This is a genomic window from Pseudomonas sp. Pseusp18 (genome assembly GCF_059506005.1).
In genome coordinates this window covers 1622059-1643751 of the sequence record NZ_CP169240.1, presented here as the reverse complement: position 1 = coordinate 1643751, position 21693 = coordinate 1622059, and the positions used below count along the sequence as shown (strand labels likewise).

Sequence of the window (21693 nt, the reverse complement as noted above, 5' to 3'; positions counted from 1 at the left end):
TCATCCGCCCCCTGCTTGCCCGCTTACTCCTGCGGCTCTTCGTCGGCGGCGGCGTCGAGCTGCTGGTCGTCGGCAACATCGTCGATCACGACTTCACCGTCGAACACTGCACCCTCTTCACCTTCAAGCCCTTCGCCTTCCAGCTCTTCGCCTTCGACTTCCGACGGTTCCTGAACCCGCTCCAGGCCCACCAGCGTTTCATCGCTGGCCAGCTTGATCAGGGTCACGCCCTGGGTGTTACGACCCAGGCTGGACACTTCGTCGACGCGAGTACGAACCAATGTACCCTGGTCGGAAATCAGCATGATTTCCTCGCCATCAAGCACCTGGACCGCGCCGACCAGACGGCCGTTACGCTCGTTGCTGACCATCGCGATAACACCCTGACCGCCACGCTTGTACTCAGGGAACTCGGTGATCGCGGTGCGCTTGCCGAAACCACGCGCCGAAGCGGTAAGGATCTGGCTGCCTTCTTCCGGGATCAGCATGGAAATCAGCTTCTGGCCTTCCGGCAGACGCATGCCGCGGACACCACGAGCGGTACGGCCCATGGCGCGAACGTCGGTTTCCTTGAAGCGAGTCACCTTGCCGCCATCGGAGAACAGCATGACTTCGCGATCGCCATCGGTAATGGCCGCAGAGATCAGCACGTCGCCTTCATCCAGCTCCAGCGCGATCAGACCGACGCTGCGTTGACGACTGAAGGACTCCAGCGGGGTCTTCTTCACGGTGCCTTTGGCAGTGGCCATGAAGATGAAGTGACCTTCGGTGTATTCCTCGACCGGCAGCATGGTGGTGATGTATTCATCACTGTCCAGCGGCAGCAGGTTGACCAGCGGACGACCACGGGCAGCGCGGGACGCTTCCGGAATTTCATAGGTTTTCAGCCAGTACACTTTGCCTTTGCTGGAGAACAGCAGCAGCGTGGTGTGGCTGTTGGCGACCAGCAGGTGAGCGATGTAGTCCTCATCCTTCACGCCGGTAGCCGATTTACCTTTACCACCACGACGCTGAGCCTGGTACGCCGCCAGCGGCTGGGTCTTGGCGTAGCCACCGTGGGAAATGGTCACGACGCGCTCTTCTTCCGGGATCATGTCACCCAGGGTCAGGTCGAGACGGGCATCGAGAATCTCGGTGCGACGCACGTCGCCGTATTCGGCGCGGATCACTTCCAGCTCTTCGCGGATCACTTCCATCAGGCGCGTGGCGCTGTTGAGGATGCGGATCAGCTCGCCGATCTGGTTGAGGATCTCTTGATACTCGGCCAGCAGCTTCTCGTGTTCCAGACCGGTCAGGCGGTGCAGACGCAGTTCCAGAATGGCTTGCGCCTGTTCCGGTGACAGGAAGTACTTGCCATCGCGCAGACCGTATTGCGGATCGAGGTTTTCCGGACGGCACGAATCGGCACCGGCACGTTCGACCATCGCGACCACGGCGGAGGATTCCCAAGGCGTGCTGATCAGCGCTTCCTTGGCTTCCGACGGGGTCGGCGAAGCCTTGATCAGGGCGATGACCGGGTCGATGTTCGACAGGGCAACCGCCTGACCTTCCAGGATGTGGCCACGTTCGCGCGCTTTACGCAGCTCGAACACGGTACGACGGGTCACGACTTCGCGACGGTGACGAACGAAGGCTTCCAGCAGATCCTTGAGGTTGAGGATCCGCGGACGACCGTCGATCAGCGCGACGATGTTGATGCCGAACACGCTTTGCAGCTGAGTCTGGGCGTAGAGGTTGTTGAGGATCACCTCAGGCACTTCGCCGCGACGCAGCTCGATCACGACGCGCATACCGTCCTTGTCGGACTCGTCGCGCAGCTCGGTGATGCCTTCGAGCTTCTTCTCTTTGACCAGCTCGGCGATCTTCTCGATCAGACGGGCCTTGTTCAGCTGGTAAGGGAGTTCGGTGATGACGATCTGCTGACGGCCACCGACCTTGTCGATGTCTTCGATGATCGAGCGGGCACGCATGTAAATGCGCCCGCGACCGGTGCGGTAGGCTTCGATGATGCCGGCGCGACCGTTGATGATCGCGGCAGTCGGGAAGTCCGGACCGGGGATGTATTGCATCAACTCATCGACAGTCAGCTCCGGATTGTCGATGAGTGCCAGGCAACCGTCGATGACTTCACCGAGGTTGTGCGGCGGAATGTTGGTCGCCATGCCCACGGCGATACCGCTGGAGCCGTTGACCAGCAGGTTGGGGATCTTGGTCGGCATGACCGCGGGGATCATTTCGGTGCCGTCGTAGTTCGGCACCCAGTCCACGGTTTCTTTATGCAGGTCGGCCAGCAGCTCGTGCGCCAGTTTGGTCATGCGCACTTCGGTGTATCGCATGGCCGCGGCGTTGTCGCCGTCCACCGAACCGAAGTTGCCCTGGCCGTCCACCAGCAGGTAACGCAGCGAGAATGGCTGCGCCATCCGAACGATGGTGTCGTACACCGCGGTATCACCGTGCGGGTGATACTTACCGATCACGTCACCGACAACACGGGCAGATTTCTTGTACGGCTTGTTGAAGTCGTTGCCCAGCTCGCTCATCGCGAACAGCACACGCCGGTGCACGGGCTTCAAGCCATCGCGCGCATCCGGCAGTGCCCGCCCGACAATTACGCTCATCGCGTAGTCGAGGTAGGACTGCTTCAGCTCGTCTTCGATATTGACCGGGAGGATTTCTTTGGCCAGTTCGCCCATGAGAAGCCTGATTCCTTTTTCTGGTGAAACTTCGTCACATCCATATGGGACGAACGAAGCTCGCCGATGCAGACTGAGTGCCATGCACCGACTTACGACAAATCAACGAGTTATGCCATGGATCTGCGCAGTAAAGGCAGCCACATCAGGCTACCCTGGAAACCGCCGGATGTTATCACAAGAGCCGCCACGCACCTATCCCCCAGATGCGCATGGAGCATAGTTAGTTGACCGGTGACAGGCTTGAAGGAGACGAGAGGGGCTTAGAGGCGTGATCAACCGGCATTCAACCGTATTTTTCACTTGTAAACACCGATTTCGTACTGCCTGAATGATTTAATGCAGACGCTTGCGGCACATCAACTGGGCCATTTTCGCGGTGTCCGGGCGCTCGACGATGCCTTTTTCGGTGACGATCGCATCGATCAGGTCGGCCGGGGTCACGTCGAACACCGGGTTGAACGCTTCCACATCCGCCCCCACCCGCTTGCCGCCAACTTCCAGCAACTCGCGGCCATCACGCTCCTCGATAGGAATCTCGTCGCCACTGGCCAGGTTCATGTCGATGGTCGAACTCGGCGCCACCACCATGAAGCGCACGCCGTGGTGCATGGCGTTGACCGCTAACTGGTAGGTACCGATCTTGTTCGCCACATCGCCATTGGCGGTAATCCGGTCGGCGCCGACGATCACCCAGGTCACACCCTTGGTTTTCATGATGTGCGCGGCAGCGGAGTCGACATTGAGGGTCACGGGAATGCCTTCATTGGCCAATTCCCATGCAGTCAATCGCGAACCTTGCAACCATGGCCGGGTTTCGTCGGCGTAGACGCGCTCGACCATGCCTTCGATGAACGCCCCGCGAATCACCCCCAGCGCCGTGCCGAAACCACCGGTGGCCAGTGCACCGGTGTTGCAATGCGTGAGGATCGCCTGGGCGTTGCCTTGATGTTTGCGGATCAGGTCGACGCCCAACTGGGCCATGGTCAGGTTGGCTTCGCGATCACTTTCGTGGATGGCGATGGCTTCGGCTTCCAGCACCGACAGCGGATCGGCGTGCTCCTTCAGGCGCTCAAGCCGCTCACGCATGCGACCCAAGGCCCAGAACAGATTGACCGCGGTCGGACGGGAGTCAGCCAGCAGCGCAAAATCCTCTTCCAGCGCCGCTTGCCAGTCGCCCCCTTCGGCAAAACGGGTACGGGCCGCCAGCACCACGCCATAGGCCGCACTGATGCCAATAGCCGGCGCACCGCGCACCACCATCGAGCGAATGGCTTCGGCCACACCCGCAGCGCTGGTGTAGGCGATCCAGGTTTCCTCGAACGGCAAAATACGCTGATCCAGCAGGTACAGTGCGCCATCACGCCAATCGATGGCCTTCACCTTCTCCGCAGCCAACAGTCGATCGCGCATCCCACACCCCGCACTCATGAACAAAAGCCGCCGATTATAGCGATCCCCCCGCGAAGACGCTCGGGTATACTTCGCCATCCTTTACAAAAGCACTGGAACCGACTCTCGATGCCGACCCCCACCGCTGCGCTCGACCTATTATTGCTGCCGACCTGGCTGGTACCCGTCGAACCGGCTGGCGTGGTCCTTAAAGAGCATGCCTTGGGTATCCGCGACGGTCGTATCGTGTTTATCGGCCCACGCGCAGCAGCCTTGAAGCTTAACGCAAGCGAAGTGCGCGAATTGCCGGGCATGCTGCTCAGCCCCGGCCTGATCAATGCCCACGGGCACGCGGCAATGACGCTGTTCCGCGGCCTGGCCGACGATCTGCCGCTGATGACCTGGCTGGAAAAACACATCTGGCCGGCCGAAGCCAAATGGGTCGACGAGGCTTTCGTACGCGACGGCACGGACCTGGCCATCGCCGAGCAGATCAAAGGTGGCATCACCTGCTTCTCTGACATGTATTTCTTCCCGAAGGTCGCCAGCGAACGCGTACATAACAGCGGCATTCGCGCCCAGATCGCCATTCCGATCCTCGATTTCCCGATTCCAGGCGCCAGCACCGCGGATGAAGCCATTCGTCAGGGCGTCGAATTATTCGGCGATCTCAAGCATCACGAACGGATCAAAGTCACCTTCGGCCCCCATGCCCCGTACACCGTGGGCGACGAAAACCTGGAAAAAATCCGGGTGATCGCCGAAGAGCTGGACGCCTCGATTCACATGCATGTCCACGAAACCGCCTTCGAAGTGCAGCAGTCGGTGGAACAGCGCGGCGAACGCCCGCTGGCCCGCCTCGGCCGCCTGGGCCTACTCGGGCCGCGCTTCCAGGCCGTTCACATGACCCAAATCAGCGATGAAGACCTGGCGCTGCTGGTAGAAAGTAACACCAATGTGATTCATTGCCCCGAGTCGAACCTGAAGCTGGCCAGTGGCTTCTGCCCGGTCGAGCGCTTGTGGCTGGCCGGGGTGAATGTGGCGGTCGGCACCGATGGCGCGGCCAGTAATAATGACCTGGACCTGCTCGGTGAAACCCGCACCGCCGCTTTGCTGGCCAAGGCTGTCGCCGGCTCGGCCACCGCGCTGGACGCCCATCGCGCCCTGCGCATGGCCACGCTCAATGGCGCCCGTGCGCTGGGGATCGAAGCGCAAACCGGTTCGCTGGAAGTCGGCAAGGCGGCGGACATCGTCGCGTTCGACCTGTCGGGCCTGGCGCAGCAACCGGTCTACGACCCGGTTTCGCAACTTATATATGCCACTGGCCGCGACTGCGTGAAACACCTTTGGGTCGCCGGCAAGCAACTGCTTGACGACCGCCGCCTGACCCGCCTGGATGAAGCGCAACTGTGCGCCACCGCCAAGGCCTGGGGCCAGCGCATCAGCGGCCACACCGAATCATAAGCACCCTGGACCAAAACCGGGGCAACAGAATTTTTCAAGTTTTAGAGGACTGACACCATGAGCAACGTCGACCACGCCGAAATCGCCAAGTTCGAAGCCCTGGCCCATCGCTGGTGGGACCGCGAAAGCGAGTTCAAACCGCTGCACGACATCAACCCGCTGCGGGTCAACTGGATCGACGAGCGCGTCAATCTGGCCGGCAAGAAAGTCCTCGACGTCGGTTGTGGCGGCGGCATCCTCAGCGAAGCCATGGCTCAACGCGGCGCCACCGTCATGGGCATCGACATGGGCGAAGCGCCGCTGGCGGTCGCGCAATTGCATCAGCTGGAATCCGGCGTGAATGTCGAGTACCGGCAAATCACCGCCGAAGCGCTGGCTGAAGAAATGCCCGAGCAATTCGACGTGGTCACCTGCCTGGAAATGCTCGAACACGTGCCGGATCCGTCCTCGGTGATCCGCGCCTGCTTCCGCATGGTCAAACCTGGCGGCCAGGTGTTCTTCTCCACCATCAACCGCAACCCGAAGGCCTATCTGTTCGCCATCGTCGGCGCCGAATACATCATGAAGCTGCTGCCGCGTGGCACTCATGACTTCAAGAAATTCATCCGCCCTTCCGAGCTCGGCGCCTGGAGCCGCATGGCCGGCCTGACCGTCAAGGACATCATCGGCCTGACCTACAACCCGCTGACCAAGCACTACAAACTGGCAGCCGATGTCGACGTCAACTACATGATCCAGACCCTGCGCGAGGAGTAAGCCGATGCGTATCAGAGCAGTTCTTTTCGACATGGACGGCACTCTGCTCGACACCGCGCCGGACTTCATCGCCATCTGCCAGGCGATGCGTACTGACCGTGGTTTGCCGCCGATGAACGACAAGCACATCCGTGACGAGATCTCCGGCGGCGCCAGGGCGATGGTCGCGGTGACTTTCTCGATGGACCCGGAATCGCCGGGCTTCGAGGCGCTGCGCCTGGAGTTTCTGGAGCGCTATGTCAAAGGTTGCGCGGTGCACAGCAAGCTTTTCGACGGCATGGGCGAATTGCTGGCCGACATCGAGAAGGCCAACCTGATCTGGGGCGTGGTCACCAACAAACCGCTGCGCTTCGCCGAGCCGATCATGCAGCAATTGGGGCTGGCCGAGCGTTCGGCGCTGCTGATCTGCCCGGATCACGTGAAGAACAGCAAACCGGACCCGGAGCCGTTGATCCTGGCGTGCAAGATGCTCGACCTCGATCCGGCCAGCGTGCTGTTCGTCGGCGACGACCTGCGCGATATCGAGTCCGGCCGCGATGCCGGCACCAAGACAGCCGCCGTGACCTATGGCTATATTCACCCGGACGATAACCCGCGGCATTGGGGCGCGGATGTGGTGGTCGATCATCCGCTGGAGTTGCGTCAGGTGCTGGATAGCGCTTTGTGCAGTTGCTGATCTGACTGACAACAGGAAGCATTTGTGGCGAGGGGGCTTGCCCCCGTTCGGCTGCGAAGCAGTCGTAAATCCAGAGAACACGGTCTGGCTGAAGGTAGCGAATGGAGGGCCGCTTTGCGACCCAACGGGGGCAAGCCCCCTCGCCACAATAAGCGCTCTTGCCACAGATGCGATGCATGCCTACGTTGAATTGTTGTGAGGTTTTTTATGTTTGATTATTCCGCCCGTCCTGAATTGCTCAAGGACCGGGTCATCCTGGTCACCGGCGCTGGCCGAGGCATCGGTGCTGCCGCTGCGAAAACCTACGCCGCGCATGGCGCCACCGTATTGCTGTTGGGCAAGACCGAAGCCAACCTGACTCAGGTCTACGACGAAATCGAAGCGGCCGGGCATCCACAACCGGTAGTGATCCCGTTCAACCTGGAAACCGCCCTGCCCCACCAATACGATGAACTGGCGGCCATGATCGAAACCGAATTCGGCCACCTCGACGGTTTGCTGCATAACGCGTCGATCATCGGTCCACGCACACCGATCGAGCAGTTGTCCGGCGAGAACTTCATGCGCGTCATGCAGGTCAACGTCAACGCCATGTTCATGCTGACCAGCACCCTGCTGCCGCTGCTCAAGCTGTCGCAGGACGCCTCGGTGGTGTTCACCTCCAGCAGCGTCGGTCGCAAGGGTCGTGCGTATTGGGGCGCTTACGGCGTGTCCAAGTTCGCGACCGAAGGCCTGATGCAAACCCTGGCCGACGAAGTAGACACCGTCGCCCCCGTGCGCTCCAACAGCATCAACCCCGGCGCCACCCGTACCAGCATGCGCGCTCAGGCCTACCCTGGGGAAAATCCGCTGAACAACCCGACACCCGAGGAGATCATGCCGGTCTACCTTTACTTGATGGGGCCGGACAGTACCGGCATCAACGGTCAGGCGTTCGACGCTCAGTAATGCCCGTGCGTCGCTTTTGTGCCGCGACGACTTTCCGTCGCGGCACGCAAAGCCGGTGATAACTGCTGCTGTTTCAAGTCAAATAAATGCCAACATCCCCGACACCATCCTTCGCAACCTCCCAAACCTTGTTGATTTAGAACGCTTTTTAGCCGACTGAACCGAATGGCACGACTTTCGCTCTAATTTTGCTCAGACAACGCCGTGTGAAAGCAGACGGGGCAGAGCTTGAGTCGAGAGGTTACTAATCTTCGGCAAAGCGGACTAAACTCGTGCCAAATGTCCTACGGGACTGATGGACCAGTATGACGCGCAGCCCAAAGCCGCTCTCACCCAGCCTGTAAGACAGTCTTACTGTTTAGGGGCTCACGCCATATGAAATCACCTTCCCAGACCAACGCAATTGACTTCGACAGCGCCAAATTGCAACGCCTGGGCTTTGGTCAGCAGCCTCCCCTCCTGGAGCGGCCCGTCAGTCTTGCGCAGTTGCGTCAGGCGCTGGGCCTGCAACTGCAAACCAGTCTTGAGCCGCAACGCATTCTCGGACTTTTCTTCCGTGAAATTCAGCGCCTTGTGCCGCTGGATGCCTTGAATTATGAGCATCAGCCCAGCGACTTGCGCCTGCAGTTCGGCCAGCGAGGTCATCATTCGATCAGCTACAGCCTCAGTCATGAAGGCGAGCAATTGGGTGAACTGGTGTTCCGTCGCAATCAGCGTTTCAGCGATGAAGAGCAAGGCCATCTGGAGTCGCTGTTATCAGCGCTTCTCTATCCGATGCGCAATGCCCTGCTCTACCGTGCCGCCACCCAAAGCGCCTTGCGCGACCCGCTGACCGACACGGGCAATCGCATCGCGATGGATCAGACGCTGCAACGGGAAATCGAGATGTCGCGCCGACACTCACAGCCCCTGTCGCTGCTGATGCTGGACATCGATCACTTCAAACAGATCAACGACACCTACGGGCACAGCGCCGGCGATGAAGTGCTCAAGGCCGTCGCAGCTTCGATCAAAAGCCAGTTGCGTAACGTGGACATGGTGTTCCGGTTTGGAGGCGAAGAATTCATGATCCTGCTGTCCAACACCAGCCGGGAAGCCGCGGCCATGGTCGGCGAACGACTGCGGTTTGCTGCGCAAGCTCAGGACTATGTGGCCGAAGGCAAGACTATCGAACTGACGGTCAGCCTGGGTTGCTCGACCCTGCTGCCCGGCGAGTCTGCCGAGAGCCTGTTGCGACGAGCCGACAGTGCGCTGTATGTGGCCAAGCGCGAGGGGCGTAACCGGTTGGCGATGGCGGGCTGAGTCAGTTCCCGATAATCAAATGTGTGGCGAGGGGGCTTGTCCCCTCGCCACACAGGCTAGCTCCTACAGTTGTTTCGTGTAGTCTTCAGATCAGCTCTCGGCCAACGCCATCCGCTCACGGACTACCGGGGCTTTTGCTGCCAGTTCCAACTGCATGCATCGCTCCAGGAACAGGTACATGTAGTCGTAACTTTTGCAGACCGCCTGACGCAATTCCATTTGCAGGGATTTGCTCGGGTTCAGCCCCGCCAGGGTGCAGATGATTTCCAGCGCTTCCCAAGGATGGGCATCGTCGTACTGGGCGTGCATCTTCAACCATTTCATGGCCCGCTTGCGATCTTCCTCTGGGAACGATGCCGCGTAGACGCCACTGGAACAAACCAGCGCCGACCACTCTCCGGTTGCACCCTCGATCGCGTAGTTGGTGGCGGCGATAGCCACGATCAGCGAGTCCGACGAACTGGTGTGCCAGCACCAGTGACTCAAGGCGTGAAGCTCAGGCGCAACCTGTTGCGCCTGCAGATCTTCCAGGCTGATACCGTGAGCACGGCTCCAGTGCACCCAGTAATCGGCATGGTTCAGTTCGACGCGAATATTGCGCATCAGCCAGCGACGCGCCATGTCTTCGCCAGGGTGGCGTGCAAAACGGGTCTTGGCCAGGTTCTGTGCCATGTATAAGGCGAACTGTTCGACCACCGGCCAGCCACCAATGAGGTACTGACGCATGGTTTTTGCGCTGAGCTTGTTATCGCGCATCCGCTGGTACAGTTCATGTTCGACGACGCGGCGCTTGCTCTCACTGCAATCCTGAATCAATTGCTGAGCCCAGGCGGGGTAACTTGCAGCTTCCATGAGGGGTCCGGTTCTGTTGAATGTGTCGATCACTGTCGCGCTCCTTTTGATTGTGATTTCAAGATCGACAGGAGCTTTCAACGGAATGTGCCGGGCGCCTTGAATAACAAAGGCCGGGGTCTGGCAGGACGACTTTGTAAACTGTCGCAGGTAAACAGATGCGGGCGTTCAATCAGATACCCTTGAGCGTAATCCACCCCGATCTCCAGCAATGCCTGCTCGATCTGAGGTGTTTCAACGAACTCGGCAATCGTGCGCTTACCCATGACATGCCCGATGTGATTGATCACTTCGACCATGGCGCGGTTAATCGGGTCGTCCAGCATATCCTTTACGAAACTCCCGTCGATCTTCAGGAAGTCTACAGGTAAATGTTTCAGGTAAGCGAATGAGGACATACCGGCACAGAAGTCATCTAATGAGAAGTGGCAACCTAAGCCTTTGAGTTCATTAATAAATCTAATTGCGCTAGGCAAATTGGAAATCGCGCTGGTTTCTGTAATTTCAAAACAAATCATTTCAGGCGGAATTGAATATGCAACAAACTGTTCACGAAGGAAGTCCAGAAACGCCTCATCTCCGATAGTAATACCTGACAGATTTATCGCACACATGGCCAGCGGCTCTTCGCCCTCTTGGGCGATGGCCTGGGCAATGACCTTGAAAACGTTCTCCACCACCCAGCGGTCAAGCGACGTCATCAAACCATAACGTTCGGCGGCCGGAATGAAACTGTCCGGCAGAATCATGCGCCCGGCTTCGTCATGCAGGCGTAGCAGGATTTCGATATGTCCGCCGTCCCGCTCGCCAAGACCCAGAGGCGCGATTTCCTGGGAGTACAGGCAAAAGCGGTCCTCCTCCAACGCCATGTGCAGGCGCTGCACCCAGGCCATCTCGCCATAGCGCAGGGACAGCTCCGAATCGTCGGCGTGATAGACCTGAACCCGGTTGCGGCCCTTTTCCTTGGCCATGTAACAGGCCATATCAGCGGCTCGCAGCGAGGCCTCGAGGGTGGCCGGACTCTGAGTGACGTGCACCAGGCCAATGCTCACCGTGGTCACGAACGGCCGGCCTTTCCAGACAAAGTGCAGGTTCTGCACGGTCTGGCGCAGGACTTCGGCGATTTTCTCGGCGGCTTCCGGCGCACAGTTTTCCAACAGAATGCCGAACTCGTCGCCACCCAATCGGGCCAAGGTGTCGCCTTCGCGCAAACCTGACTGCAGCAACGCACAAATATGCCGCAACAGCTCATCGCCGGCAGCGTGACCGCAGGTGTCGTTGACCAGTTTGAATTGATCCAGATCGAGGAACATCAAGGCATGACGCCCCGCTTGTCGCGTCAGGCCGTGCAGGGCCTGTTCCAGGCGATATTCAAACTCGCGGCGGTTGGCCAGCCCGGTCAAGGCGTCATGGGTCGCCTGCCAGGACAGATTGGCGATGTACTGCCGCTCCTGGGTCATGTCATGCAGCACCAGCACGGTGCCACTGACCTTGCCCGCGTTGCGGATCGGCGCACCGACCAGGGTCACCGAAACCGTGCTGCCATCCAGTCGCTGGATCAGTTTGGAATGTTCGCTGCCGCCGCTGAGCTGGCCGCTCAAAATGTGCTCGATCAAGGTAAAACCGTCGGCCTGGGCGTTCTCGTCCAGCAGATTGAACAGCGCCGCCAATGGCAACCCCGTTGCCTGCTCGGCTTTCCAGTGAGTCAAGGCCTCGGCGGCCGGGTTCATGTAGGCAATCGCGCCCTCGACGTCGGTGGTGATCACCCCGTCGCCAATCGATTGCAGGGTGATCTGCGCCCGATCTTTCTCCAACTGCAAGGCATCGGCGAAGGCATGGCGCTGCTCGAGCAGCTTTTGGGTACGCAGCAAGGCCAGCACGATCAGGCCCAGCGCGGTCGCGAGGTTCGTCGCCAGCAGCAACCGGAGAATCATGCGCGAGCCCTCGCCCAAGGCATCGCTGAACGCTTTGGCAGGGGGCGTCACGCCATCGTTGATGGCCAAAATCTGCGCCTTCCAGCGCTTGATGTCGGCATCGGAGGCCTGGCTATCGACGATACCCTGATGCATTTCCTGCGCGACGTCATCGAGCCGCACCAGGTACGCGTCACCGATCGTCCAGAGCTCGATGGCTTTTTCCAGGTAACTGATGTGCCGGAAATTGAGGTACAGCCAAATCAGGCTGGGGACGTCGTCCGGGTGATTGCCGCCCTTGAGGATCGCGAGCCGCGCGGCCTCGATATTCGGTGGCTGATGATCCAGCGCCATACGCAACTCATGGCCGCCCTGAGGCACGGCAATCGCGGTCTGGTATTTGAGAAAAATCGTCTCGTCGCGACTGTCGGCGTAGAGATTAAGGTAATAGATGGCGTCTTTCTGGCCCTTGGACCACAGGCTCTCACCGCCGACGTAGCCACGAACCGCCGAAAGAACGTAAAGACTGACGCCGCCCAACAGTGCCTGAAACAACACAACGGCGATAAATGGCCAGACGATGCCCAACAGCCGTGGCGTTCCGAGAGTCCGCGCTTGATTCATGAGGTCCCTTGTTTTAGCACTGCCAGATCATCATCCAACGTGATCGCTACAGCTAGACTAGGGTGCGTTCTCGAAACCGGCAAGCAGAGGATCGACCTCAACGCCGTACACGTGCGCCCCATATAGATATATACCGCCAAGGCCAGTCTGGAGATCTGTTTACTGGGCACTTCGGGCTCCCCCTATCCGTTACGGGATCCCTTTCAAAGGAGTGCAACATGACAGAGACGTCTTCACCTTCACCTGATCAACCGGCCCTGTCACCGGCAGACGAAGAATTTCGCGCCAGACACGCTCTGGGGCTCGACGACGGCCCGGATATCGAAAACTTCAGCCTTCGCACCACCGCCCAGGATCGACGAGGGTTCAAGGCTATTCAACGCGCGGCCCCCAGCCTCGCGCAACACATGACCATCGACACTTACAAGGCAAAACGCAACGATGCTCAAATCACCGACATCGTGAAAGCTTTCCTGAACGGCAAGCGTTCGTTAATCGGTCATCTCGGCGCCTCTGTACTGGCTTCCGCCTCCATGGATCAACTGCGAGCGACGCCGTCTGTGTTCCTCCAGCGAATACTGAACACAGTCGAAGCAAAAGAGCTGGGGGACAGACTGCTCAGGATGCTCAGGTGGTATGGCGCAGGCCCTGGCGAACAAACTTCGGCGTCCGTGCGCCATCAGCTGGTATGCAAAGCCATATGCCTTTACTTGCGAGCCCCGTCAGCGGATGAGCCGCAGGAAGTCGCCGGATTCCGCTGGCAAGACACGGCTCACTGGGGCAAAAGCTACCAGGCCCTGCGCAGCGATTTTGAACTGCACTTGCTACGCACCAACCGGGTGACTGATGCAAAAGAGGCGGCCTTTCTCGCACGGGTGTTCGAGACCCGCCTCTCAAAGGACTTCGCTGTGCGCGATACTCCGCCCGACCTTCCTTACAAAAGTTCGGTGGTGTGGGTGAACTTCATGCACGGCGTGCTGCTGGCAGATGAATTTGGCCTTGATCGATTGCAACCGCTGTCCTTTCAACAACTCGTCGACTTGCCCCTGACCCGGAGCGCCGACGCCTCACCCGAGCAACTTGAGCAGATTACTCGACTGAGGATGGGGCCGGCACTGGAATGGGCGGTTTGCTGCGGCATCGTTCAATCACGAAGAAAATCCGATTACGACGAGGACGATATGAAGCGGGCGATGGCGGCTCTGGAAAGCCACAGCAAGAGCCTGAACAACGCCGTTATGACACTGGATTTGCCGCCCCCTGAAAGACTGAAGATGGCCAAACGGGTAAAGGATGATCTGTTTGGCCAGGCAATGTTCGAATCGGACGGGCGCAAGTTGCTGCGCGATGATCCACCGAGCGGCGGCCCCAGAGACACGCCCTCATTGAAACTGCCAGGCTATGCATTCCTGGATGTCTATGCCGACGGCCAATTCGATGACAAGAGAAAATGGTTTGTAACCCGGCCCGACGGGAAAACACGAACCAGCCAGTGGATCAAGATCGACGACAAGCGAACCCTGCGTCATGAGGAATTATTTCGCAAGGATCATGAGGGGAAAGAAAGGCGTGACTTCAATAGATACGAAGGCAAGACGTTGCCTGATATCAACACGCAGTTTGAAACAGACTTCACAAACTACCTCTCGAAAATCAGGACGGCCTATCAAACCCTGATTACCAGTCTGCTGACCTCACTGCCACTGACCGACCGCCAGGCCCTTGAACGGGGTGACGTCCGCTTGCTGAGCCTGCACCTGGACGAAAAACACATCAAGGCAAGGGGAGACATCCGGCCAAGAAAAGGTTTCGTTCTACAGGTGACCCACAATCATGAAATTACCTATTACGAACTGATCCCGAGTGCTGGCGTCATTCGTTGTCGACCCCATCTGAGAGTTTCAACAATCAACGGGGTTCGCACCATGTTTGCGTTGCACGCCTCGATCCCCGGACAAACATATACCGCTGAACTCAGCACTACGCTGCTTCTCGATTGGGCCGCTCACTTAAAGGGCACACAGCCTGCTGACAGAGAGTACTGCATAGCGATCCTCGGCGTGGTAGGTGACGTGCCCGCAGCTGTATCGCCGATCGCAGACGATAGCGATAGCGATAGCGATAGCGATAGCGATAGCGATAGCGATAGCGATAGCGATAGCGATAGCGATAGCGATAGCGATAGCAAAGTAACAGCGCCGGCATCCTCCCGTTTGAATGCAGTGGCCCACTCCATTGCAACGAATTTTCTGTACGTCGACGAACAGCAGTTGCGTACCCAGGCCCGCGGCATGACGGCATTCGACACCCTCAGGGCCAGAAGCGAACAACGGATCAATACGACCCTGGAAGTAGCCAAAGGGTTCGTGCCCTTCTGGGGAAGCATCGAGGACATTTTGTCGGGCAAAGTTGGCCAAATACTCATAGGCGTGGCCGGACTCGTGCTGGACCTGGCTTCATTCCTCACCCCTGTCGGGAAATTCATGTCGGGTTCAGTGCGGTTGATCAGGGCCGGGGCAACTGCCTCGCGAATGACCGTCAAAGCAAGTCTGCCTTCCTTTTCAACGTTGAGCCGAAAACTCCTGACCGCCTCCCTGAGCAACCTCAATCCGCTGGACAGGGTCCCGACACTGCTCAAGTCAATGAGAAGCGGTGCCTGGAAAGGACTGCACATGGCGGGACGCGTTAGTGTTAGCGGGTTCAGGAAACTGGCAGGACGCGCCGACAGCTACCGACTGGTGCACAACCTGCCCCAGACAACCGATCCGGGGCGCTGGAAGCCGCTGGCAAGCAGTGATCGACTGGCTACGGTCAATGGCGTCGATGACGTACTCGTGCGCAATACCAGCCCATCGGACCTGACCCGATTCCACCCCGTCGACCCGGTAACGTCCTTGCCCTATGGCCCCCGCCTGCACAATCACAGCAACAACCTCATACAGGGCCGGTCAACCTTCAAAACGTTATCTCCTGCCGAATCCCACGTCCTGGTAGAACTCCCGAAAGACGCCCATGTCCGTGAAGTACTTGAGGTCGATGGTCGAACTACGCTGTTCGTTGATGACGTTCCCTATCGTCTGGACGGCAACCAACTGCGGCGTGCCGACTTGATTGATGATCAGGCGATGTTCAAATCCTTGCCTTGCCGGGTACGACGTAGCCCGGGTGCCGATGTATGCACCACCACATTCGTCACCCGTGATCCGGCACCGACGCCGCCCGTCGGCAGTTTCGACGACAACAAAGGCTGGGCGCCGTGGTTCGGAGACAGTATCTATACACCGGCTACTGAGAACAGGGCGATGCTGCTTAAAACCCTGAAGAGTAAAAACCGGCTCCCGGCTACGATGGAGTTCCAAAAAGGGATTTGTGGGAGGATCAAGGTGAGTATTCCCTACGGGCCCCAGAATCAATTTGATACCTTCGAGGCGGGTGCCATCCTCATCCCGGCCATGGACGGTTCGAAGCACTATGTGTTCACCCGGCTGGATGCTGGAGCTTTTTACATCGCCGAACTGGCACAAGGCCAAAGCATAAGAGACACGCTCAATTTCAAGAAAGCCTCCACATTGCCGGAAGATCTCAAAACAGAATTGCTGAAGGTCTACACCGGATCGTTGAATGCCAACAACATGGCAAGGATTTACGGCACAGAAGCGGTGGAGCGTGCGTTGAAAACCATGGAGGAAATTGCCATTCCGATTGGCGGCCACGTGAACCCGCCCGATACGCTCAAATTGCTCAAGGTCGATACCAGTCCGGGAGAAGCGGTGCTGTTCGACCACTCGACCCGAATGATTGTCACCCGACTGCCAGACGGTGCGAAAAACTGGTCACGCAGCAAGGAGGCACCGGAAGTGCTCCGCCAGAGGACGATGGAAATTTTCAATACGTTATTTCTTGAACCGACCTTCAAACCGAAGAATGTCGACAGCGCCCTGCGGATCGACAGCGCGATGCAAAAGCTCCAGAACCTGATCCCTCGAAGCCAGCGCACTCGCAACCCGAGAAACATCGCGTACGCCGAAGTCACCACCGCGGCGGGAAAGCGAGAGGTTTACGTGAGCGTTTCAGGTGCACAGGGGACAACCGGACATCTGCCATTGTTCAAGCAAAACCTGGGGGCAGATCATGTGAAAGTCGGAGAAACGACGTACTTCAATATTGATCTCAATCCACCACTCCCCGGCATGTCTCTGAGCGTGACACCCGAGGGCAAACTGCTGGCCGTGCCGCACACCATAAAAAACATCGACACCTATACACCGCCATTGACCAGTGCACCGACCTCACTGGACAGCGAGAGCAAGCTGATTGGTGTAATCCGCGAGAAATACTCCGATCCCCAATCGATCAAATCAGTTGACGTTGCCACCACCATGCCGCCTTGTGACTCGTGCTCGGTAGTGATGAAGCAATTTGCTTACGACGGCGGGGAAAATGCCCTGAACGTTATGTGGCACTAATTTAGTGCTGCTGCAAATGCCCATAAAGCTTGGCGTACAAACCACCATCGGCAATCAATTGCTGATGGTCGCCATCCTCGGCAACCTGCCCGCCATCAAACACCAGCACCCGATCGGCCTGCTTCACGGCCGACAATCGGTGCGCAATGATCAACGTGGTACGGTGGCTCAAGAAGCGCGCCAGTGCCTGGTGCAGGTTGTACTCAGTGGCCGCGTCCAGTGCGGACGTGGCTTCGTCGAGGATCACCACTTTGGGCTCGGCCAACACCATTCGGGCAATCGCCAGGCGTTGACGCTGCCCGCCGGATAAACGCACGCCGGATCGCCCGACGATACTGTCCAGGCCATTGGGCAGTTCACGTACCGTGTGTTGCAGCTGAGCAATTTCCAGTGCCTGCCAGCAGGCCTCGTCACTGCGTTCGCGGCCCATGGTCAGGTTGGCGCGCACGGTGTCGTTGAACAGCGCGGGGTGTTGCAGGACCACCGCAACATTTTCCCGGACGGTTTCCAGGCCGATCTCTTGCTGAGTCGAACCACCGAAACGGATGGTCCCGGCCAGCGGCGTGTACAAACCCAGCAGCAACTGCACCAGGGTACTTTTGCCACCCCCGCTGGCACCGACAATCGCGACTTTTTCACCGGGGGCAATCGACAGGTTCATTTGGTTCAGCACCAACTCGTCGCCGTAGCCGAAACTCAGCCCCTGCACTTCGATGCCCACCGTGTCGCGCCCTTGGAACGGATCAACACTGCCGGTGTATTGCGGCTCGTCGGCACGGGCCAGCAACTCGTTGATCCGCGACAGCGCACCGCCGGCGGCGTAAAAGGCGTACTGCAAATTGAGCAGCTGTTCCACCGGACCGATCATGAACCACAGGTAACTGAACACCGCCAGCATCTGGCCGATGGACAGGTCGGAAAACAGCACGGTGAGCATGGCCGCGGCGCGGAAAATATCGATGCCGAACTGGAACAGCAAACCGCTGGCCCGGTTCGATGCATCGGTTTTCCACTGCGAGCTCACCGCGTAATCGCGCACTTCCCGCGCTCGCTGCCCCAACCGTCCGAGGAAAAACCCCTGACGATTACCGGCACGCACTTCCTGGATGGCGTCCAGGGTTTCGGTCAAGGCTTGGGTGAAGCGTGAGGTGCTGTCGTTCTCGAGCTTCTTCAGATGTTTGACCCGCTTGCCCAACTGCACCGTGGCGTAGATCACCAGCGGGTTGAACAGCAGAATCAGCAGCGCGAGTTTCCAGTGCATCCACATCAGGATCGATGCGGTGCCCACCAGTGTCAGCATCGCCACGAGGAAACGACTGAGGGTTTCGCCGACGAATTTGTCCAGCGTGTCCAGGTCGGTGACCAGGTGCGTGGTCACCGTGCCGCTGCCCAGGCTTTCGTATTCGCCCAGCGAGATGCGCTTGAGCCGGTCGATCAACCGCACCCGAATCCGATACACGATGTCCTTGGCCAGCGCCGCAAACAATTTCGCCTGCACCACGTTGAACAACAACGCGGCGCAACGCAGCGCCAGGGTCACCAGCAGCATCAGGCCGATATAACCCGCGGCTTTCTGCCAGACGTCGGGCAGCACGTGGTTCATGATTTTCAGCGCAACATCACCGTGGCCCAGCAGCACTTCATCCACCAGCAACGGCAACAGCAACGGGATCGGCACACTGCACAGCGTTGCCAATACCGCAACGCCGTTGGCGATCCACAGGGATTTTTTATGGTGAAGGGCCAGGCGGCGGATTTCCGCCCAGCTCAGCCGATCGACACGTTTGGGAGCCGCTGCATCATCGGGCAGATCATGCACAGGCAGCGCGCTCCAGCCAGCGGCCGAGCAACGGTGACAACTCGCTCAGGGGCTGATAGCCATTGGTCAGCAGCGCCAATTGACCATTGCGCTCTGCCAGCAAGGTCGGGAAACCGGCAATGCCCAAGTCCTGGACCCAAGTGAAATCGGCGGCGGTCGCAGCGTGCTGATCGGCACGGTCGAACGCTGCGGCAAATTCGATGCGCGGCAAACCGGCCTTCTCCGCCAGCTCCACCAACACGCTGGCACGGGTAACGTCACGACCTTCAGCATAGAACGCATGCTGGATCAGCCCGAGCAGTGTCCAGGCGCAATCCGGCGCCAGGCTGCGCGCGGTCACCAGCGCCCGACAGGCAGGCTCGGTGTCGTAGACAAACCCGTCGGGCAACGCGCCTTCAAATTTGAACGGCTGGCCGGTGGCCTCGTGAACCGCCTGCCAGTGCTCAAGGATGTAGCGCCGGGTGGTCGGCTCCAGCGCCGCGCCACTGCCGGTGCGCAAACCACCCACCACCAGATGCAACTCCACACCCGCCGCCTGCGCCTGCTCGACCAGCGCTTTGGCCACCGGAGCGAAGCCCCAGCACCAGGAACACATCGGATCCATCACATAGAGCAGGCGTGCAGACATGGTTCAAGCCTCGGAAGCGGATTGCTTGTAGTTGTAACCGATCGGGTGCGGCATGTTGCGCGCCTTGGCCAGTTCGATCTGCTTTTGCCGGTCGATGGCACTGCGACGGGTTTTCTCGCTCAGCTTATCCCAGCAATGCGGGCAACTGATGCCGGCCACATAGTGCTCGGATGCGCGGTCTTCAACACTGACGGGCGTCCGACAGGCATGACATTGATCGTAGTCGCCTTCGCTGAGATCGTGACGAACGGTCACGCGGTTATCGAACACGAAGCAGTCGCCCTGCCATTTGGTTTCTTCCTGCGGCACCTCTTCGAGGTACTTCAGGATGCCGCCCTTGAGGTGATAGACCTCGTCGAAACCCTGGCTGAGCATGTAGCTCGACGCCTTCTCGCAGCGAATGCCGCCGGTGCAGAACATCGCGACTTTCTTGTGCACGGCCGGGTCGAAGTTGGCTTTGATGTAGTCGGGGAATTCGCGAAAACTGGTGGTCTTCGGATCGATGGCGCCTTCGAAGGTGCCGATCGAGACTTCGTAGTCATTGCGGGTATCGATCAACAACACTTCCGGATCGCTGATCAGCGCGTTCCAGTTCTGCGGATCCACATAGGTGCCGACCTTTTTGTTCGGGTCCACGCCCTCAACGCCCAAGGTGACGATTTCTTTCTTGAGTTTGACTTTGGTGCGGTAGAACGGCTGTTCGTCGCAGTACGACTCTTTGTGGTCGATGTCGTCCATGCGCGGGTCGTTCTTGAGCCAGGCCATCAGCCCGTCAATGCCTTCGCGGCTGCCGGACACGGTGCCGTTGATGCCTTCTTCGGCGATCAGCAGCGTGCCTTTGATGCCGTTGTCGATCATCGCTTGCAGCAGTGGTTCGCGCAGGTCGACGTAATTTTCCAGGGTGACGAACTTATACAGTGCCGCCACGACAATCTGTTGTGTCATGGGTAATTCTCCAGGTGGCTACCCTCGTAAGGGGTGAACCGGATGCGAAAAAAAACGCGCCGGGTGAGCGGCGCGTTGCGGATTCTAGCAAAAACCGTATGGCTTTAGGACTGTGAGATACCTTTGTGGCGAGGGAGCTTGCTCCCGCTGGACCGCGAAGCGGTCCCAAAACCTGCAACGGTGTTCTGTTTGAAAGAGCTCAGTTGCCGGCATTACGACTGCTTCGCAGCCGAGCGGGAGCAAGCTCCCTCGCCACAACAGCCCCGGGCCATCAGATCAATGACTGCCGCCAGCACAGGTCGGCGAGGCCGGAGCCGCGTCGATCTGCACCCATTCCTCCGGCGTGTAGGTATGCAGCGCCAACGCATGGAACTCGCCCATCAGTTCGCCCAAAGTGCCGTACACCTTCTGGTGACGCTTGACGCGATTGAGCCCTTCGAACTGCCGGCTGACCACCACTGCCTTGAAGTGGGTCTGCAACCCACGGCTGTGCATGTGGCTTTCATCCAGCACTTGCAGGTGCTCGGGCTGTAGCAGCCCCAGCGTCGATTCGATGCGTTGTTGCATGGTCATCCTGAACTCCGCTTAAGGCTTTTTCTTGGCTGGAGCTGGAGCGGCCGCATCTTTCGGCGTCAGCTCGGCCGTCATGTCAGCCAGCAGTTTGTTGACCACAGGCACCGCGCTTTCCAGCTTGGCTTGAGTCATCTGGGCCGATTGCTGAGTCAGCTGCGGCATTTTTTCCAGGACTTTCTTGCCCAGTGGCGACTGGTAGAACGCCACCAGATCCTTGAGCTCGGATTCGCTGAAGTTGGTGGTGTAGAGCTTGACCATGTCCGGCTTCAGCTTGTTCCAGCCAATGGCTGCGTCCAGCGCTGCGTTGGCTTTGGCCTGGTAAGTTTCCAACAAGGCTTTTTTCGACTCAGGTGCTTTGGTCTGTTCAAAGCGCTGAGCGAACATTTGCTGCACTTGCATGTACACCGGAGTGCCCAGTTTGTCAGCGTGCGCCAGGGTCAGGAAAGCTTCGGCACTGGCGTTGTGGCTGGCGGTATCGGCAAAAACCTGGCCGCTGGCGCAAACCAGTGCAACCGCGGTACAGATGGCACGAAGACGAGTCATCGAGTTTCCTTTTCTAGCAGGCGAGGTATAACCCCAAGGGCGACCATTCTGCGCCTAAAAAAGTGTGTCGCTCAACCCCAAGCCTTGTCGCGACTGATT

General features: G+C 58.9%; 15 protein-coding genes. 6 read left to right on the top strand and 9 right to left on the bottom strand.

Annotated features, from left to right (window positions below; translation table 11 throughout):
- Positions 1 to 23 precede the first annotated feature (23 nt).
- Both gyrA and mtnA read right to left on the bottom strand, forming a co-directional pair.
- Positions 24 to 2693, bottom strand: coding sequence for a DNA gyrase subunit A (gene gyrA, locus ACEN9A_RS07285; RefSeq protein ID WP_258672855.1), 2670 nt, complete (start codon positions 2691 to 2693; stop codon positions 24 to 26).
- 336 nt (positions 2694 to 3029) lie between these two features.
- On the bottom strand, positions 3030 to 4106 hold the full coding sequence (gene mtnA, locus ACEN9A_RS07280) for an S-methyl-5-thioribose-1-phosphate isomerase (protein ID WP_258672854.1): 1077 nt from the start codon (positions 4104 to 4106) through the stop codon (positions 3030 to 3032).
- 108 nt (positions 4107 to 4214) lie between these two features.
- Here mtnA and ACEN9A_RS07275 point away from each other — a divergent pair, with 108 nt between their 5' ends.
- From ACEN9A_RS07275 to ACEN9A_RS07255, 5 genes are all read left to right on the top strand, one after another.
- The gene (locus ACEN9A_RS07275; RefSeq protein ID WP_258672853.1) at positions 4215 to 5549 is read left to right on the top strand and encodes a TRZ/ATZ family hydrolase; all 1335 of its coding nucleotides are present in this window, start codon (positions 4215 to 4217) and stop codon (positions 5547 to 5549) included.
- A gap of 57 nt (positions 5550 to 5606) precedes the next feature.
- A complete protein-coding gene (gene ubiG, locus ACEN9A_RS07270) occupies positions 5607 to 6305 on the top strand; it encodes a bifunctional 2-polyprenyl-6-hydroxyphenol methylase/3-demethylubiquinol 3-O-methyltransferase UbiG (RefSeq protein WP_019650491.1) in 699 nt (232 codons plus the stop codon).
- A gap of 4 nt (positions 6306 to 6309) precedes the next feature.
- The gene (gene mupP / locus ACEN9A_RS07265) at positions 6310 to 6981 is read left to right on the top strand and encodes an N-acetylmuramic acid 6-phosphate phosphatase MupP (protein ID WP_258672852.1); all 672 of its coding nucleotides are present in this window, start codon (positions 6310 to 6312) and stop codon (positions 6979 to 6981) included.
- Positions 6982 to 7188: 207 nt separating this feature from the next.
- Positions 7189 to 7929, top strand: coding sequence for a YciK family oxidoreductase (locus ACEN9A_RS07260; protein ID WP_007939907.1), 741 nt, complete (start codon positions 7189 to 7191; stop codon positions 7927 to 7929).
- Between the two features lie 375 nt (positions 7930 to 8304).
- A complete protein-coding gene (locus tag ACEN9A_RS07255; protein ID WP_019650489.1) occupies positions 8305 to 9231 on the top strand; it encodes a GGDEF domain-containing protein in 927 nt (308 codons plus the stop codon).
- A gap of 90 nt (positions 9232 to 9321) precedes the next feature.
- Here ACEN9A_RS07255 and ACEN9A_RS07250 read toward each other — a convergent pair whose 3' ends face one another.
- Both ACEN9A_RS07250 and ACEN9A_RS07245 read right to left on the bottom strand, forming a co-directional pair.
- A complete protein-coding gene (locus ACEN9A_RS07250) occupies positions 9322 to 10083 on the bottom strand; it encodes an iron-containing redox enzyme family protein (RefSeq protein WP_218584820.1) in 762 nt (253 codons plus the stop codon).
- 77 nt (positions 10084 to 10160) lie between these two features.
- On the bottom strand, positions 10161 to 12620 hold the full coding sequence (locus ACEN9A_RS07245; protein ID WP_258672851.1) for an EAL domain-containing protein: 2460 nt from the start codon (positions 12618 to 12620) through the stop codon (positions 10161 to 10163).
- 218 nt (positions 12621 to 12838) lie between these two features.
- On the opposite strand from ACEN9A_RS07245, the gene ACEN9A_RS07240 reads away from it, so the two are divergent.
- Positions 12839 to 17086 carry a hypothetical protein gene (locus ACEN9A_RS07240; protein WP_495688581.1) on the top strand — a complete coding sequence of 1416 codons (4248 nt, stop codon included), beginning with the start codon at positions 12839 to 12841 and terminating at the stop codon, positions 17084 to 17086.
- Between the two features lies 1 nt (position 17087).
- Here the strand turns inward: ACEN9A_RS07240 and ACEN9A_RS07235 are convergent, their stop codons facing one another.
- From ACEN9A_RS07235 to ACEN9A_RS07215, 5 genes are all read right to left on the bottom strand, one after another.
- Entirely contained in the window at positions 17088 to 18905 is a 1818-nt protein-coding gene (locus ACEN9A_RS07235; RefSeq protein ID WP_258672849.1) for an ABC transporter ATP-binding protein, read from the bottom strand.
- Complete coding sequence (locus ACEN9A_RS07230; protein WP_258674149.1) at positions 18898 to 19500, bottom strand: DsbA family protein; 603 nt, start codon at positions 19498 to 19500, stop codon at positions 18898 to 18900. The genes ACEN9A_RS07235 and ACEN9A_RS07230 overlap by 8 nt, the downstream gene beginning before the upstream one ends.
- 36 nt (positions 19501 to 19536) lie before the next feature.
- Positions 19537 to 20478 carry an oxygen-dependent tRNA uridine(34) hydroxylase TrhO gene (gene trhO, locus ACEN9A_RS07225; protein WP_018929865.1) on the bottom strand — a complete coding sequence of 314 codons (942 nt, stop codon included), beginning with the start codon at positions 20476 to 20478 and terminating at the stop codon, positions 19537 to 19539.
- A gap of 276 nt (positions 20479 to 20754) precedes the next feature.
- Entirely contained in the window at positions 20755 to 21051 is a 297-nt protein-coding gene (locus ACEN9A_RS07220) for a BolA family protein (protein ID WP_258672848.1), read from the bottom strand.
- A gap of 12 nt (positions 21052 to 21063) precedes the next feature.
- Positions 21064 to 21594: a DUF2059 domain-containing protein gene (locus tag ACEN9A_RS07215; protein ID WP_019650483.1), complete on the bottom strand. Its 531-nt coding sequence runs from the start codon at positions 21592 to 21594 to the stop codon at positions 21064 to 21066.
- Between the last annotated feature and the right edge of the window lie 99 nt (positions 21595 to 21693).

What these genes read in the sequence shown, in the direction of transcription:
- ACEN9A_RS07275 (WP_258672853.1), top strand. Translation starts at nt 4,215, where the DNA reads ATGCCGACCCCCACCGCTGCGCTCGACCTATTATTGCTGCCGACCTGG.
- mupP (WP_258672852.1), top strand. Translation starts at nt 6,310, where the DNA reads ATGCGTATCAGAGCAGTTCTTTTCGACATGGACGGCACTCTGCTCGAC.
- ubiG (WP_019650491.1), top strand. Translation starts at nt 5,607, where the DNA reads ATGAGCAACGTCGACCACGCCGAAATCGCCAAGTTCGAAGCCCTGGCC.
- trhO (WP_018929865.1), bottom strand. Translation starts at nt 20,478, where the DNA reads ATGACACAACAGATTGTCGTGGCGGCACTGTATAAGTTCGTCACCCTG.
- ACEN9A_RS07220 (WP_258672848.1), bottom strand. Translation starts at nt 21,051, where the DNA reads ATGACCATGCAACAACGCATCGAATCGACGCTGGGGCTGCTACAGCCC.
- mtnA (WP_258672854.1), bottom strand. Translation starts at nt 4,106, where the DNA reads ATGCGCGATCGACTGTTGGCTGCGGAGAAGGTGAAGGCCATCGATTGG.
- gyrA (WP_258672855.1), bottom strand. Translation starts at nt 2,693, where the DNA reads ATGGGCGAACTGGCCAAAGAAATCCTCCCGGTCAATATCGAAGACGAG.
- ACEN9A_RS07255 (WP_019650489.1), top strand. Translation starts at nt 8,305, where the DNA reads ATGAAATCACCTTCCCAGACCAACGCAATTGACTTCGACAGCGCCAAA.
- ACEN9A_RS07230 (WP_258674149.1), bottom strand. Translation starts at nt 19,500, where the DNA reads ATGTGTTCCTGGTGCTGGGGCTTCGCTCCGGTGGCCAAAGCGCTGGTC.
- ACEN9A_RS07240 (WP_495688581.1), top strand. Translation starts at nt 12,839, where the DNA reads ATGACAGAGACGTCTTCACCTTCACCTGATCAACCGGCCCTGTCACCG.
- ACEN9A_RS07215 (WP_019650483.1), bottom strand. Translation starts at nt 21,594, where the DNA reads ATGACTCGTCTTCGTGCCATCTGTACCGCGGTTGCACTGGTTTGCGCC.
- ACEN9A_RS07250 (WP_218584820.1), bottom strand. Translation starts at nt 10,083, where the DNA reads ATGGAAGCTGCAAGTTACCCCGCCTGGGCTCAGCAATTGATTCAGGAT.
- ACEN9A_RS07245 (WP_258672851.1), bottom strand. Translation starts at nt 12,620, where the DNA reads ATGAATCAAGCGCGGACTCTCGGAACGCCACGGCTGTTGGGCATCGTC.
- ACEN9A_RS07260 (WP_007939907.1), top strand. Translation starts at nt 7,189, where the DNA reads ATGTTTGATTATTCCGCCCGTCCTGAATTGCTCAAGGACCGGGTCATC.